The sequence below is a fragment of the Bartonella sp. AA78NXGY genome, assembly GCF_042197005.1.
GTDB lineage: Bacteria > Pseudomonadota > Alphaproteobacteria > Rhizobiales > Rhizobiaceae > Bartonella.
Genome location: NZ_JBHIRI010000014.1, coordinates 1 through 15,031, shown reverse-complemented (window position 1 = coordinate 15,031; position 15,031 = coordinate 1). Strand labels below are relative to the sequence as shown.

Sequence of the window (15,031 nt, the reverse complement as noted above, 5' to 3'; positions counted from 1 at the left end):
GGTTGTAAAATTAACTTTACCCTTATCGAGCAGGATAGGTCACGACACGGTAACGCGTTTCATTACGTTCAAAATTTTTGTAATTGACATTATCAGGAAAGGAGGGATTATAAGCACTCACGTGCTTTACAGAAACGCCTTGTGCTTTTTGCGACGGATTTAAAATTGTTCGTTCATCCCTTTTTTTAACCCCAGTGGAATCGATAACCATATCTGTTCTATAGAATTTTTGCATATTTTTCCGTGTTTTTTGAATCGCCGGAAGAGCTTTAAAGTCGGAAACAGCCTGTTTTACTCTTTCTTTTGGCGATTTTTCCATGGATTTTGATTTTGCTGGCATCTTTTTAAAAGCAATGGTAGGAACATTGTTAACATTGACGTAACGTGCAGATGCCCAACCAACTTTTCCATGATAACCAAGAGAACACCAAGTTTTATTGGATAGGCAGCCATAAATTTGCACTTTTGCTCCCATTGGAACCATTGCGATAACTTTATAAGCTGTCGCAGGGCCTGTGCGTAAAGATACCTGACCTGATGCAACACGAGCAACTGTTCCTGTAATGGTTCCAGCTTGTGCGTGAAAAGCAGTCACAGCCACCCCTGACGCTCCTAAAGCCCATAAAGTCATCATTGTTGATAAAAATTTCTTTCTTAACATTATTTTTCTTCCTCTCTTAAAACGTATGAAGGGCAAAAATTCGCCTTTGCAAAAATTTGCCGCGTTTAAATCCAATGATCAGCAACCTTTATTCCCCCCCCAAAAACCCACAACATTGCAACAAAATTTCTCTTTATCGCCTACACGAACATGGCCTTTTGATCTTGATTGCACAGTATGTTCTTCATGAATTTACGGCTAAAGCATCATCTGATTGTCCGGTTCTTCAACCAATTGTCCCTTACAGAAGTTTTTAAAGGGGCATTGGTTCCCTCAACAAATGATTGCAATAAAAGAATTAATTATTTGAATTTCAGAGAATTTCTATGAACAAATGATGATCAGCCCCCAAAACAACTAAAATAGAAGGAAAAATAATACTCTTTTAAAAATAAAAGTGATTGAATATTCTCTAAAGCTTGTATAACTTTAAATCTGCCTAAAAAATACAGAGTATATTGAAACTTCCCTCAAAAAATTTCTCGAAAAAGAAAGTTAAAAGCATATGACATTAAAAATTTTTTCTCGTAGTCGGATTATAGGATTATTCCTCTCTCTCTTTGCACTTTTTTTGTCTACTGCTTTTTCCATGGCCGCAGATAAATCAAAAATCAAACTTGGTATTATGGAAGGGCGGGATGCGATTATTTGGAAAACTGCTGCTGAACAGGCTAAAAAAGCCGGTTTAGATATTGAACTCGTTTATTTTTCTGATTACGCTTTGCCTAATGATGCTGTTAACGCAGGAGAGATCGATGCGAATGCTTTTCAGCACGCCCCTTATCTTAATGAACAAATGAAACAACGTGGCTATAAACTTTCAATTGTCGGCTATACATTTATTGCTCCAATCGGTGTTTACTCACACAAAATAAAAGACTTAAAAGATCTTCGTGATGGTGCACATGTTGGTATTCCGAACGACCCATCTAATGGTGGAAGAGCCTTACTTCTTCTTAATTCTTTAGGTCTCATTAAGTTAAAAGATCCTCATAATATTCTTGCATCTCCACTTGATATTATCGAAAATCCTAAAAACCTGCAAATTCGTGAACTCGATGCCGGTATGTTAGGACGAGCTATTGACGATTTTGACCTTGCAATTATAAACACAAACTGGGCTATTGTTTCCGGATTAAACTTCGAAAAAGATGTAGTCGCATGGGAGAGCGCAAAAAATAATCCTTATGATAATATCATCGTTGTACGCACGAGCGAAAAAGATGAACCATGGGTTAAAAAATTAGTTGCCGCTTACAACAACGATCTTATCCGTGCAAAAATCAAAGAGATTTTTGGCAATACCGCCCAAACATCTTGGTAATTGTGCCAAATATCTGAATAACTGTGCCAAATATCCGAGTAATTGTGCCAAATATCCGAGTAATTGTGAATGGAAAAACCTACTCTTATCTCCTTAAAAAACATCAGCCGTTGTTTTAACAAAACGGCTGGTGTTCCGGTGATTAATAATCTCTCTTTAAATATCCATGCTGGTGAAATCCTTGGCATTATTGGGCGCAGTGGAGCAGGAAAATCAACACTTATTCGCTGTTTAAATGGGTTAGAGAAGATTGATGCAGGGTCCATTTTTTTTGAAGATGTTGATATTTCTAATCTATCAGAGATAGAATGGGCGCCTTACCGTCAACGAATTGGGATGATTTTTCAACATTTCAATCTTCTCTCATCGCAGAATATTCTTGATAACATTGCATTGCCACTTAAATTAAGTGGTGTAAGTAAAAAACAACGCCACAAACGTGCCCTTGAACTGATTGAATTGGTTGGGTTATCTGGGAAAGAATATTGCTATCCGGCACAATTGTCCGGGGGACAAAAACAACGCGTTGGCATTGCTCGTGCGCTCGCTGCTAATCCTAAAATATTGTTATCAGATGAAGCCACCTCTGCTCTTGACCCTGAAACAACACAATCTATTCTAGAGCTCCTTGCTGATATTAATAAACACCTCAATCTCACGATTGTGCTCATCACCCATGAAATGGAAGTTGTGCGCACCATAGCGCATCGCGTTGTTGTTCTTAATCAGGGAAACATTGTAGAAGAAGGACGTGTGAAAGACATCTTTACATCACCGCAAGACGATACAACCATAGCCATGCTCAAGCTTGTAACCCCGCAACTTCCTGAAAAATTTGCGAAAAATCTCAAACCAATCGGACGAGAAGCTGTCATTGAAATTAATATTGCCGGTGAAATTGCCCAGCAGCCTTTTCTTCATCTTCTAGAAAATGAGAGTGGTTTAAAAGCACGTATTTTGCATGGTGGCATTGATACAGTTCAAGATGAAACCATCGGGAGACTCTTCTTGGCTCTTCCTGGAGAAGATAAAGAAGCTTTAGAAAAAGCTGTTCAATGGTTAACGAAAAAAGGACGATATTGTGAGGTCTTAGGCTATGTTTAATGTTCTGTCTCATGAACTTCCCCAAGCTGTTATTGATACAATATTGATGACACTTAGTGCTTCTGTTATGGCATTTATTATAGGGCTTCCCCTTGGTCTTCTTCTTCACACAACAGCACGCGGAGGGATTTTTTCCTCATCTCTCATCAATCGCCCTTTAAGCATGATCATTGACAGTATTCGTGCCATTCCCTTTATCATTCTTGCATTTTATCTTCTTCCCGTTACGCGTATCGTTGTAGGAAGAGGGATAGGAATGCCTGCTGTAATTTTTATACTGACCATTTCAGCTATCCCTTTTTATGCACGCATGGCGGAACTCTCTTTTAAAACCGTTGAAAACGGTCTCATTGAAGCGATCCGCTCGATGGGTGCAAGTCGTCTTCAAATTATCAGACATGTTCTTATTCCTGAAGCTCTCCCTAGCCTGATTACAGGTTTTACAGTCATGGTCATTTCTCTTATAGGAGCCACCTCACTTGCTGGATATCTTGGTGGAGGCGGTTTAGGGGATATGGCAATCCGCTATGGCTACCAACGCTACAATACCTTCATCATGACCATCGTCATCATCCTTTTGATCGTGCTTAATATTACAACCCAATGGACTTCTGATAAAATCGTACAAAAACTTGATAAAACAAAACATTAAAAGACTTAGAATTTCACATGCCAATACCATCATCCCCTTTGCCACTTTCCAAGTGCACCAACCCTTGCCTATCGAAAACACTCATAAGAGATTAGAAACTTTTTTCTTAAACAGTTTTTATCTCTCCCCATCCGTTTGTAACATGAAAGAAAATAGTTTTAATGGCTTTAATATAAAAGAATATAAAAGGGGATAAAATAAGAGATCTCACAGTATGTGAGACTCTCTTTAAATTAAGACATTGGTCACGACCTTTCCCAACCTTAGATAACACATTGAATTTATAATGATAATATGGCGTTATTCATATTGAATGAGAACTCTGAATACCGTAAGATCCTCTCATTCCCAATTTGTTCCATATAGAATCAACCAAAACCTCTCGCTTACACGTTACAAGCGGGAAGAGCCGTGTGAGTAAAACTATACAAGAAAGAAAGGCATGCCTCTTATGAATTATCTCAAGCGCCAAGACCTGTCTTAACATTGGCGGCTAGCATATAATATGATGGTGCCAGCTTTCTTCTTCACAAGCATAAAGATAGGGGTGCTCAATGGCTTTATCGTTATACTATTCACAGGCGCCATTGCGAAATGGGCGTGACGAACGTTGAGAGATGTTGCTTTAAAATAAGCCCGTGAATTGGCAACGCAAGTATATTCCATTTGAAGCGTTCTGTTTTACGTGATGGGTATGATCCCATTAAAGAACGCTATAAACAAAAGCGTGAAGCAATGCACTATCTTCATTAGGAAACTCCTCTTCAAAACGATCTAGGAAAGATAGCAACCTGCTATGGCTATCAACGCTATGATAGCTCCACCATATCTATTATCCTATAGATTATTCTCAATATCATCATTGAAGAAACTTCTAATAGAATTGTATAAAAATTTTATAAAATAAAGCACTCAAATAATCTAGATATTGGAAGGTTTTTCTTCCACAACAGCAACAATAAGCCATTGAGCTGTAAGAGCTGGTTTTTTTAACTTTTCAATTTCCACCGTAACCCCATAATGGAAAACCACTCGACCAGAAGGACGAATTTCTGCGTCGTCTAACACAAAACGCGCACGTATCCGTACCCCTGTTTTCACAGGACTCATGAAGCGTACTTTATCGAAACCATAATTAATCCCCATTGTGCTCCCTTCTAACTCTGGAAGAGCTTCATAAGCGAGCTTAGACAAAAGCGATAATGTTAAAAAACCATGAGCAATCGTGCCGCCAAAAGGTGTCTTTTTAGCCTTTTCCTCATCAACGTGTATCCATTGATGATCATCTGTAGCACATGCAAACTGATTAATCATATCCTGTGTAACAAGACGCCACTCCGATAATCCCACTTCTTTCCCAATAAAACTGGTGACATCTTGTACTGTTATTTTTTGCTGCATAACGCTATTCCTATTTTATTTGATAAAAGAAACCACCCCTCTTGCTTTTATAAAATCCATTGATTAGAGCATCAAGAATAAAAGATTAATTGTCTTAAAAACAAATGCACCTTATGAATGAGAAAAGTTCTTTAGCAGAGTAGTTTTCAAATAGGAAAAAAGAATGGCAAGCAATGTGAACCTAACAGGTTTAGCGCATGATTTGAAACAACGTGCAGAAAACCATCCCCCTATCCGTATTGGACTGATTGGTTGTGGTGAAATGGGCACAGATTTATTATCAAGTATTGCGCATATGGATGGTATAACAGTCGCTGCTGTAGCCACGAGGACACCGTCACGTATTTTTGATGCCGCTACACTAGCCTATGGCGAAGATGGACATGTCTGTGAAGTTGAAAATACTTATGCTCTCACCCAAAGCATTGAAAAGGGTTTGATTGCAGCAACAGATGATATTAACCTTGTTTTGCGCCATGAACAAATTGATATTATCGTTGATGCAACAGGCTATCCCGAAGCAGGAGCAGAGATTGGTATCAAAGCGCTTGAGAATAACAAACATCTTGTCATGATGAATGTTGAAGCAGATGTTACAATTGGCGCTTATCTCAAACATGAAGCAGAAAAACGAGGGCTCATTTATACACTTGGTGCCGGCGATGAACCTACTTCTTGTATGGAACTCATAGAATTTGTTTCAGCCCTTGGACATAAGATTGTTGCAGCCGGTAAAGGAAAAAATAATCCTCTGCGCTTTGATGCTACACCTGACGCTTACGAAGAAGAAGCATTCCGGCGTAATATGAATGTGCGCATGTTGGTTGAATTTATTGATGGTTCCAAAACGATGGTTGAAATGGCAGCCATTGCCAATGCCACCGGACTTCTCCCCGATTGCCCAGGAATGCATGGACCACGAGCAGCGCTACAAGATTTAAACAAAGTGCTTATTCCAAAACAAGATGGGGGCATTTTACAACAATATGGTGTTGTAGATTATTCAATAGGTCAAGGTGTTTCACCAGGTGTCTTTGTCATTGCCGAAATAGCACACCCACGTTTACGCGAGCGTATGGAAGATTTAAAAATTGGCCAAGGACCTTACTTCACCTTTCATCGCCCCTATCATTTAACAGCAATGGAAGTTCCCCTCACCTGCGCACGTATTATGCTTTATGGCAAAACAGATATGGTTCCTCTTAGCCATCCCGTAGTAGAAGTCTGTGCTGTTGCTAAAAAAGATTTACATCCAGGTGATCAGCTAGACTTTATCGGTCTTTATACTTATCGTGCTTGGATAATGAACATCGCAGAAGCACGCGCTCACCACGCCATTCCTTGTGGCCTTTTAGAAAAAGCAACAGTAACAGCTGCAATTAAAAAAAACGAACTCATTACAGTACATAATACTGCTATTCGTGAAGATCAATGGATTGCACGTCTTCGTGCTAAACAAGACCTTTTACTTCATTGCCCTTCTTCCGCTAAGCTATAAATACTCCTGAATTACCTTACTTAACAGTATCCTTCCCTTACGCAACAGAATAACCCAGAATACACTTCTATCGCAAATACAGGTTTATGTTTTAATAAAAGCATTTTCCAACGATGCACATCACCACTTCCCTCTCACAATATGTCCCGTAAATGCGACAGTATAAACCACCCTATGAGATGGCATAAGATTCATTGTGTATCACTATCTTTGCTCTATAAAGCTACAAACTGGCATCATCATTTTATTTGCCAATATTACAACAGCGCATAGCACTTGAGATGATTAATGAGAAGAATTTTTACTCTTTTTTCTTTAATAATTTTGTCCATACACGAACGCAACTTGTTATACGTAAAAAATACTTCTGATGGATTTAACATAAACAAATTTAAAATGATAAATAATAATTTCTCATTTTTCTTATTGCATGAGAGCCATGGATATAGGGATATTCTTTATTTTATCCCCTTATGAAAGATAAAAAAATTTAAAAAGGATAAAATATACCTTTGATGAATAATCTTCATATGAGAAAAGGTAGACAATATTAAAAGACTGATAAAGATAGTAAGTATACTAGCCTTATTACTAGAAAATAACCATAAACTGTAAAAAAATCAGGTTACGCTAATTTGTAAAAAAAAACATAAATGTAGGATCTTGAACTTTAATAATGTTAATAAAAGCTACATTTATTATTAAGAGTAGTAATTTTATTATCTATTATAGTATAAATAATAAAATATTTATTTTTTAAAAATAATGAAGTGAACAAAAAAACCTCGACTCTGTCGATGAGTTTTCTACTAAAGTGTACTGAATATTCCAAAAAGAGATACAACAGCACCTAATACATCCCCAATACATAAAGAAGCAAGAAGTGATAAAATACCTATCCCCCCCCAAAAGGCTGAACCTGAAAAGGCAGCAGCTTTTTCAGCTTTCCCTAAAGCAATAACCTCTTGTTCCTCAACACCTTGAATAACAACTCTATCCACAGCTTTAATAGCTACATTTTTTTCTAGTGTAGGAATAGTAATTGCCATTCTCTCTTGAACTTTATTTTTTACAAAACTTGCATTTCCCTCTATAGCTTGTACAAAAAAAAGAATAAATAGTGTAAAAGTAAATGAACATACACGATTTTTAAATATTTTAAACATAGCTTTCTTTGCTCCTCTTTTTCTTCACTGAAAAAATGAAAGAATATTCACATATATAAAAACCAAAAATTATATTTAATCATTTATATAATTGCACATAATAAAATATTATATGTAATTTTGTTATTATAATATAACACATTATGTATTACATGTAAAGATAAAAAACAATAAATGATAAAAATAATTTATTACTTTTACGCCATAATAAATCAAGATACCAACAGTAATATTTTGTCATTTTTATTTCTATAATTAAAAATAATAATAATTTGTTAAATTTCTTATTATAAGAAATATTACGAAACAAATTCATTTAAAAAATTATATAATAGAGGTTTTATAAATAATTTGAAATGTAATTAATTTTAAAGAACTATAAAATTTAAAACTTCCAATATAATGATATATGATTGTCTATTATTTCAATAAATATAAAAATGAAATAGCACTTAATGGATTTTTATTATATCACTCATCATTAATATTGAAAAATAAAATTAGTATCGAATAAAAACTTGATCTAAAATAAATCTATCCTAATAAAACAACTTTAAATAGTGTACTATTTTTCTATAAAATAGGTATAAAGTGTAAAAAAGCAATTAAAATCTCTATCTTCAAAAGGAAGAGACGTTAATAAAATGATTCTCAACTTTTACTGATATATAAAGAAAAAATACTGCATAGCATCTTCAAAAAGGTAATTCAGCCCCCTTTATCCCATACAGCATAAAGAACTCAAAATATTGACTTTCAAACCTAACAAAACAAACGCATAAAATAAGTAAATCTATCAGATTTACAAAACCATTATAAGCAATACTAGAGCTCCAACAAACTACCTAAAATTAAATAAAAAGAGAGTCATGAAAAATGAAATGATCCCCAAAATACTGAAAAAACTTTCTTTCTTAATTTTCATAAAAGTTATTCCATATTTTTCGTCAATATTGTAGATCACAACCATATTTATATTTTAAGTAATTATATTTACTCTATATTAGTAACAAATAATTCTCTTTGAACGAAATTTTTAGCAATATTCACATAACTGTCTGCAATTTGTGAAAAACGAATAATAATAAATAATTGATTAAATGCTTGAAAGAAAAGGAATAGAGAAACTTACTAAAAAATTGCATTTTTAAAATACCAACTTAAGTAGCGCATTGAAAAAATAACGCCATGAAAACTGATATTGAATGATAAATTCATCAACCGATCACTTTAATCGCAAAATATTAATCTATAATAATAATTTATTGTTTTGCATGTTGAATGAGAAAGCTGACGATTATAAAACTCTCTTAATTTTAACTCTGTTTATATTGAATCAATCAAAATTCTTCACTTGCAAATCACAAACGAGATCGGTGTGTGTGTGTAAACACACTTGAAGAAAGGAAAATATCACTTATGAGGTATTTTAACTAACAAGCGCTGTTAACACAGTATTGAAAACTAGCAAAGTGAATGATGGTGCCCATTTTTACTTTAAAAGTGTAAATATGGTGGAAAACAATAGATTTTATATTATAAAACTTTACCGTTATACTATTCACGGGCGCCGTTGCAAAATAGGCTTGGATACCTTGAGAAATGTTTCTTTAAAACAAAAGCGTCAATGTGCAACACAATGACGTTCTGTTTATTATGTATCCAACGGTGTTTCTTGTATCCAACGGTGTTTCTTACTGAATCATCTTATAAACTGCTCTATGAGATTACAAATTCATCTTAGTGAATTCTTCCCTTTATATTTATTTTTTCTCATGAACACTAAAATCTGTTAAGACACTATCCAAAGTAAAATCAATCAACAAATATTTCCATTCTTTTGTAATATACAGATAATTGAATAAAGTTCCTGATTGCAACAAAAGTCTGTAATATTGCAATAGTAGAAATACTTTGATCATCCTCTCTCCATAATAAAAGAATAATATGTAATTTACAGAAAAAATTATATATTTAATATATACTTATTAAAAATGAGAATATAAATCAGAAATACTTATAAAAGACAACTATCTTGAGAAAGATTGCCTAATATTACAGAAAAATTGCGGTGGCTTTGCTCAATAAAAGCTTCTCTATTTTTAACAAAGCTCTCATTTTTATGCATCCATATGTGATGTAAAAAGATGCCTATTTGCGTTTCTCTTATAGATAGATTAAATAGTGACAGCACCTTTGATCACTTTGTCTCTTTTGACTTCTCTTTTGGGCATTAATTTATGGTATCTAACCCACCTTTTCTCGCTCTTTTACCTTTGGGTGCACATGAATATCACGGAGAGCACCTTCCTTTCGAAACCGACTGGATTATTGCTGAAGCTTTTGCAAAAGCCCTCACTTTACAAACAAAAGAGCAGTTTCATATCGCACTTTTACCGGTTGAAAAGATTGGCTATTCTATAGAACATATGGATGTTACAGGCACGCAAACCCTTACCTTTTCTGATGCGATTAAGCGATGGATAAAGATTGGTGAAAACTGTTATCACAAAGGGATCAACCGTCTTCTTCTTCTCAATGCTCACGGAGGAAATTCACCTTTAATGAGCATCGTTATCACCGAATTACGAAGGCGCCTTTCGATGCTCGCTGTAGCAACAAGCTGGAGCCGTTTTGGTTTACCACAAGGTCTCATGGAGCCATCTCAACAACATCTTGATATCCATGGAGGCTTTATCGAAACCTCTCTCATGCTCTATTTAGCACCAGAAAAAGTCCATATGGAAAAGGCAGAAAATTTTCATAATAAACAAGCGGATATGATTGCCAATTATCGGTATTTACGCGCTTATGGTCCTCATGCCTTTGGTTGGACAATGAAAGATCTAAATACGCAAGGTGCGGCAGGAAATGCAAGCAAAGCAACACCACAAGCCGGTGAAGCAATCTTTTCTCATGTTCTGTCTCAGCTTCGTGATTTACTTGATGATATCAATCGATTTAACATAAACACATGGCAATAAAGAACAATAAAAGGTCTCTCCATGGAAACGATACACCCCAAAAAACTTCCCGTTACGGTTCTCACAGGCTATCTTGGTGCTGGAAAAACCACCCTTCTCAACCGCATTCTCAGTGAAAATCATGGCAAACGTTATGCCGTCATTGTCAATGAATTTGGTGAAATTGGTATTGATAATGACCTGATTATTGAATCAGACGAAGAAATTTATGAAATGAATAATGGCTGTGTTTGCTGCACCGTACGTGGTGATCTCATTCGCATTCTAGAAAGTCTGATGCAACGTTCTTATCGATTTGATGCGATCATTATAGAAACGACAGGGCTTGCTGATCCCGTTCCCGTAGCACAGACCTTTTTCATGGATGATACTATCCATGAAAAAACAGCTCTCGACAGTGTCATAGCGGTCGTTGATGCAAAGCATTTTCCCTCTCAATTAAAAACAAGTCGTGAAGCTGAAGACCAAATTGCCTTCGCGGATATTATTCTTTTAAATAAGATTGATCTTGTCACCCAACAAGAACGCAGCCATGCTGAATCCCTTATTCTGGCCATTAATCCCAGAGCCATAATTTACGCAACAGAGCGCGTTAACATCCCTGTTGATAAACTCCTCGATCGTAGTTCCTTTGATCTCCAACGCACTTTAGATAATGATCCCCATTTTCTTGACCATCATCACGCAGATCATGTATGTGGTCCCGATTGTAATCATGATCATGACCATCATCACGCATCCACCATTCATGATATTACCATCACTTCTGTAAGTTTAAAAACAGATGCTCTGCAACCAGAAAAGTTTTTCCCTTGGATCCAGCAGGTTACACAGCAACAAGGACCTGATATCTTGCGTCTTAAAGGCATTATCGCCTTTCAAGGAGACGATGATCGTTACGTCATTCAAGGGATACATATGCTTCTTGAAGGACAACATCAACGCCCATGGCGTGAAGATGAAAAACGAGAAAGCCGCCTTGTCTTTATAGGACGCTCTCTTGATGCTGAAAAATTAAAAACTGGTTTTGAAAATTGCGCATAAGTGAGTGATAATGCCAAACATTACCCATTATGATCTCAAAAGTTACTGCCTTTCCTGCGGTTTTATAGGCAATAAACCAGCCTTTGTTTCCGTAGAAGGTCTCATTGTTTTTTTTAATCCAACCCCACAAATCGTTGAAGTGCACCAAGGAATAATTTCAAGCCATTTTTCCCATGACAATACCGCGATCATCACCGGTGGAGAAGATGGAAAAGTCTGTCAAACAACCGCAGCAGATCACACGGAAGTGTTAAGCCAAAAAGAACGCAAATGGATAAACAACGTTGCTTTTGGTCCACAAAAAGCTTTTGCTTTTTCCTCCTCACGCCTCGCATTTGCGCATATTGGAAAAGAACGACAAGAGCTCACACATGAACGCAGTGTAGAAGGCCTTGCTTTTGCCCCAAAAGGTTTGCGACTTGCCGTTGCCCATTACAATGGTGTGACTCTTCATTGGTTATCAACGCAAATATCTCCCACCACATTGGTATGGAAAGGAGCTCATTGTGGTGTCACCTTTTCACCAGACAACCGCTATGTCATTTCCACCATGCAAGAAAACGCCTTACACGGCTGGCGTCTCACTGATAATCAGCACCTCCGCATGAGTGGCTACCCAAGCAAAGTCAAAAGCTGGTCTTGGAGTGCAAAAGGAAAATGGCTAGCAACATCAGGTGCCTCTGCCGCAATTGTTTGGCCCTTTCATACAAAAGATGGCCCCATGGGAAAAACACCTCTAGAACTAGGCACACGAGCAAATGCACTTGTTAGCACCGTTTCATGCCACCCAAACAAAGAAATTGTAGCAATAGGCTTCAATGATGGAATGATTTTAGCGGCACAATTCCATGATGGAAAAGAAGTCCTTCTAAAAGGTTATGGGAAAAGTGCTATCTCAGCACTTAATTGGGATCAAGCAGGGCAAAACCTCTCCTTCGGTAGCGAAAATGGTGAATGTGGTATAATCAAGATCACTGATTAAATTAAGCACCCAAAAGCGCAATCATCGCCGATAAAGAATGCCCACACAATCCTCCAGAAATCTTATCCCCTTGCATCTCCAGAGCTCTCAGAAATCCTATCTCCCTAATCTCCCCCCAAAAATCTCCTAAAATCTTCGTAATCATTAAATCTTCCCTCTTCCTTTCCTCCCCCCTTTAGACAAGAAAATACCTTAAACATGTTTTTTGACCTTTTAACATTGCTACCCCCATACAAGAATAAAAACATCACTCTCAAGACCGCCCCCCATCTCCCTATAAACATCTATATAGGCTACATACTTCCACAAAAGCATTTTTCTTAAAAATTCGGCAAAAAATAGCTGATATCATCATTGAAACAACGATTTATTCTTACGATCAGAAGAAGGGAATTCAACACTATTTTCCTAAATAAAAAATTTTTTGATTTCCCCCTCCAAAGAGCAAAGTTTCCTACGAGCAGCCTTCCACACTTTAGTTTCTTGCCTAGAAAATTCTATCTAATAATCATTTCATGGAGCTTCTATTACCGCCCTCTGCTCCGGAGGACACTTCATCTCTGGATACTGTTTCTCCTCCTTCTGTCCCTGTTGAACCAAAGCCTTCTCAGTCCTCTGAACCTTTAGATCCTTCATCTAATCTCTCTATACCGCTTGATGTTCAGTCTAATCTCCAAATTAGAGCTGTTGTTCCACAGGTTCCAACTTATCTTCTTTTGCCAAATGCCTTATTGCATGCTGGTTTAGTGGATATGACCACGCAAAATAAGACGTTAGAGACAATGCGGAATGCTTTTCATTCCTTTGGGAAAGATGATAAAAAGACAGCCTTTTTTCTGCGTGCTTATGGGGGGAGCCATCACTATGCTTCCAATTTATCTGCTTTTGAATATGGTTATGGTGCTGAGCTCGATTATAATGCATTTCAAGCAGGTGTTTTGTTAAACGAGATTGAGAGTTTATATGGTCGTACATTCTTTGGAGTTTGGGGAAACTATGGAAATCTTTCTCTACACCCTCAGGATGTTGAACAAAGCAAAAAAAGCGCATTTGATAAATGGTCTGTTGGGGCTTATGGAAGTTTGCAGCATGATACCGGTTTTTATATGGATGGGGTGTTATGGTATGGCCTTTTTAAGGGTGATATTTTGACACGAGCACGGGGTAAAGTTGTGGCGTTAAAGGATAAACAGTTTAGTGGTTCTTTAACGAGTGGCAGAACGTTTGCAACAGGGTATAAAGGTGTTGTTTTTGATCCGTAGATTCAGGTTGTTTATCAGCATCTTCAGTTTAATCAGGCGCGTGATATTGATTTAGGAAAATTTCATGCAATAATTCAGAATGCTCATTCATCATTTTACATATTGAATAAAAACTGAATATTATAAATTTCTTTCATTTCAAACCTGTTTATATTTAATCAATTAACCCCTTGTCCATCACAAACGAAGCTGGCATGCAAAGAAGGACTTTTGAAAAAAGGTAAATTACTCCTTATGAACATTCTCGAGTGCTAAAATCTGCGCAAATATTGAATGCTGAAAAAAGAATGGTGATATCCGCGCATGAGCGCAATAAAAATAATATCCTGTATCTTATCGAAATTTCTCTGCCACCTATCATTTACAAAACAACAACCGTAACAACACGATAAAGTATACTTTACTTTTATTATAATTTGACCTCAAACTCCCTCTTTTTGTTCTAAAATAAGTATTTATCCAAAATTCTTAAGTAAACATCCTAAAAAGGAAACAAATAATATGCGTATTAAATGATATAAACGTGAATAAAGTTCTAAAACAAAATTCAAAACAATGCATAAAACTCATAAAGACGAAACTTATGATCTATAAAAATGAATAAAGAAATGGACAAAAACAACCACCTATATCGTCTCTTTTGAAAGCTTATGCCACAAGCATTTAGCGTTTAATCTTCTCACATTCACAATGAAATCTGTCCTCATATCTTAACATCAAAAATTTTAGAAAAATTTCTCATCGCATAAAAGAAAGCATCTATTGTAATCTTTTATATCAAAAAATAACCATATTGATGAAGCAAAATAAATTTTAATACATTAAAAGGCAGAAAATCTTCTGCCTTTTAACTAAAAATACATATTGCAGCTCATCAAAAAAGGTGGCGCAATCCAGCAGAGAAACTCGTTCCAGAAAAACCAATTTTCTTAAATCTATGCTGATAAGTGACA

General features: G+C 36.2%; 12 protein-coding genes and 2 pseudogenes. 9 read left to right on the top strand and 5 right to left on the bottom strand.

All coding sequences use genetic code 11. The features are described from left to right. Nucleotides 1-22: 22 nt before the first annotated feature. A complete protein-coding gene (locus ACFINL_RS07960) occupies nt 23-661 on the bottom strand; it encodes an SH3 domain-containing protein (RefSeq protein ID WP_375651327.1) in 639 nt (212 codons plus the stop codon). 505 nt (nt 662-1,166) lie between these two features. Here ACFINL_RS07960 and ACFINL_RS07955 point away from each other — a divergent pair. The 4 genes and pseudogenes from ACFINL_RS07955 to ACFINL_RS07940 all read left to right on the top strand — a co-directional run. Further along, complete coding sequence (locus tag ACFINL_RS07955) at nt 1,167-1,985, top strand: MetQ/NlpA family ABC transporter substrate-binding protein (RefSeq protein WP_375612289.1); 819 nt, start codon at nt 1,167-1,169, stop codon at nt 1,983-1,985. A gap of 69 nt (nt 1,986-2,054) precedes the next feature. Beyond that, nucleotides 2,055-3,089, top strand: coding sequence for a methionine ABC transporter ATP-binding protein (locus ACFINL_RS07950; RefSeq protein ID WP_375613642.1), 1,035 nt, complete (start codon nt 2,055-2,057; stop codon nt 3,087-3,089). Beyond that, on the top strand, nt 3,082-3,741 hold the full coding sequence (locus ACFINL_RS07945) for a methionine ABC transporter permease (protein WP_375609233.1): 660 nt from the start codon (nt 3,082-3,084) through the stop codon (nt 3,739-3,741). Before ACFINL_RS07950 ends, ACFINL_RS07945 begins: the two co-directional genes overlap by 8 nt. 451 nt (nt 3,742-4,192) lie before the next feature. Continuing rightward, nucleotides 4,193-4,491: pseudogene (locus tag ACFINL_RS07940) on the top strand (integrase); the annotation flags it as partial. A gap of 171 nt (nt 4,492-4,662) precedes the next feature. On the opposite strand, the gene ACFINL_RS07935 reads toward ACFINL_RS07940, so the two are convergent. After that, nucleotides 4,663-5,142, bottom strand: a complete 480-nt coding sequence (locus ACFINL_RS07935) for a MaoC family dehydratase (protein ID WP_375651325.1) — start codon at nt 5,140-5,142, stop codon at nt 4,663-4,665. 163 nt (nt 5,143-5,305) lie between these two features. Between ACFINL_RS07935 and ACFINL_RS07930 the strand changes: the two genes are divergently transcribed. Next, nucleotides 5,306-6,640 (top strand): NAD(P)H-dependent oxidoreductase, encoded by a 1,335-nt coding sequence (locus tag ACFINL_RS07930; protein WP_375630362.1) that lies wholly within the window; start codon nt 5,306-5,308, stop codon nt 6,638-6,640. A gap of 809 nt (nt 6,641-7,449) precedes the next feature. On the opposite strand, the gene ACFINL_RS07925 is transcribed toward ACFINL_RS07930, so the two are convergent. After that, nucleotides 7,450-7,806 carry a hypothetical protein gene (locus ACFINL_RS07925; protein WP_375630363.1) on the bottom strand — a complete coding sequence of 119 codons (357 nt, stop codon included), beginning with the start codon at nt 7,804-7,806 and terminating at the stop codon, nt 7,450-7,452. A 1,763-nt stretch (nt 7,807-9,569) separates the two neighbouring features. Next, nucleotides 9,570-9,728: a hypothetical protein gene (locus ACFINL_RS07920; RefSeq protein WP_375651323.1), complete on the bottom strand. Its 159-nt coding sequence runs from the start codon at nt 9,726-9,728 to the stop codon at nt 9,570-9,572. Between the two features lie 318 nt (nt 9,729-10,046). On the opposite strand from ACFINL_RS07920, the gene ACFINL_RS07915 reads away from it, so the two are divergent. The 3 genes from ACFINL_RS07915 to ACFINL_RS07905 are packed head-to-tail and all read left to right on the top strand — an operon-like array spanning nt 10,047 to nt 12,816. Beyond that, on the top strand, nt 10,047-10,790 hold the full coding sequence (locus ACFINL_RS07915) for a creatininase family protein (protein WP_375612284.1): 744 nt from the start codon (nt 10,047-10,049) through the stop codon (nt 10,788-10,790). Between the two features lie 21 nt (nt 10,791-10,811). After that, nucleotides 10,812-11,834 (top strand): CobW family GTP-binding protein, encoded by a 1,023-nt coding sequence (locus ACFINL_RS07910; protein WP_375651321.1) that lies wholly within the window; start codon nt 10,812-10,814, stop codon nt 11,832-11,834. Nucleotides 11,835-11,844: 10 nt separating this feature from the next. Beyond that, a complete protein-coding gene (locus ACFINL_RS07905) occupies nt 11,845-12,816 on the top strand; it encodes a WD40 repeat domain-containing protein (RefSeq protein WP_375612282.1) in 972 nt (323 codons plus the stop codon). A gap of 1 nt (nt 12,817) precedes the next feature. Here ACFINL_RS07905 and ACFINL_RS07900 read toward each other — a convergent pair whose 3' ends face one another. Further along, nucleotides 12,818-12,961 (bottom strand): hypothetical protein, encoded by a 144-nt coding sequence (locus tag ACFINL_RS07900; RefSeq protein ID WP_375612281.1) that lies wholly within the window; start codon nt 12,959-12,961, stop codon nt 12,818-12,820. Nucleotides 12,962-13,349: 388 nt separating this feature from the next. Between ACFINL_RS07900 and ACFINL_RS07895 the strand changes: the two are divergent. Then, a pseudogene (locus ACFINL_RS07895) lies at nt 13,350-14,144 on the top strand (autotransporter outer membrane beta-barrel domain-containing protein); the annotation flags it as partial. Nucleotides 14,145-15,031: the final 887 nt, after the last annotated feature.

Coding starts and splice junctions, on each gene's coding strand:
- ACFINL_RS07955 (WP_375612289.1), top strand. CDS start 1,167: ATGACATTAAAAATTTTTTCTCGTAGTCGGATTATAGGATTATTCCTC.
- ACFINL_RS07960 (WP_375651327.1), bottom strand. CDS start 661: ATGTTAAGAAAGAAATTTTTATCAACAATGATGACTTTATGGGCTTTA.
- ACFINL_RS07925 (WP_375630363.1), bottom strand. CDS start 7,806: ATGTTTAAAATATTTAAAAATCGTGTATGTTCATTTACTTTTACACTA.
- ACFINL_RS07920 (WP_375651323.1), bottom strand. CDS start 9,728: ATGATCAAAGTATTTCTACTATTGCAATATTACAGACTTTTGTTGCAA.
- ACFINL_RS07915 (WP_375612284.1), top strand. CDS start 10,047: ATGGTATCTAACCCACCTTTTCTCGCTCTTTTACCTTTGGGTGCACAT.
- ACFINL_RS07945 (WP_375609233.1), top strand. CDS start 3,082: ATGTTTAATGTTCTGTCTCATGAACTTCCCCAAGCTGTTATTGATACA.
- ACFINL_RS07900 (WP_375612281.1), bottom strand. CDS start 12,961: ATGATTACGAAGATTTTAGGAGATTTTTGGGGGGAGATTAGGGAGATA.
- ACFINL_RS07950 (WP_375613642.1), top strand. CDS start 2,055: ATGGAAAAACCTACTCTTATCTCCTTAAAAAACATCAGCCGTTGTTTT.
- ACFINL_RS07935 (WP_375651325.1), bottom strand. CDS start 5,142: ATGCAGCAAAAAATAACAGTACAAGATGTCACCAGTTTTATTGGGAAA.
- ACFINL_RS07910 (WP_375651321.1), top strand. CDS start 10,812: ATGGAAACGATACACCCCAAAAAACTTCCCGTTACGGTTCTCACAGGC.
- ACFINL_RS07930 (WP_375630362.1), top strand. CDS start 5,306: ATGGCAAGCAATGTGAACCTAACAGGTTTAGCGCATGATTTGAAACAA.
- ACFINL_RS07905 (WP_375612282.1), top strand. CDS start 11,845: ATGCCAAACATTACCCATTATGATCTCAAAAGTTACTGCCTTTCCTGC.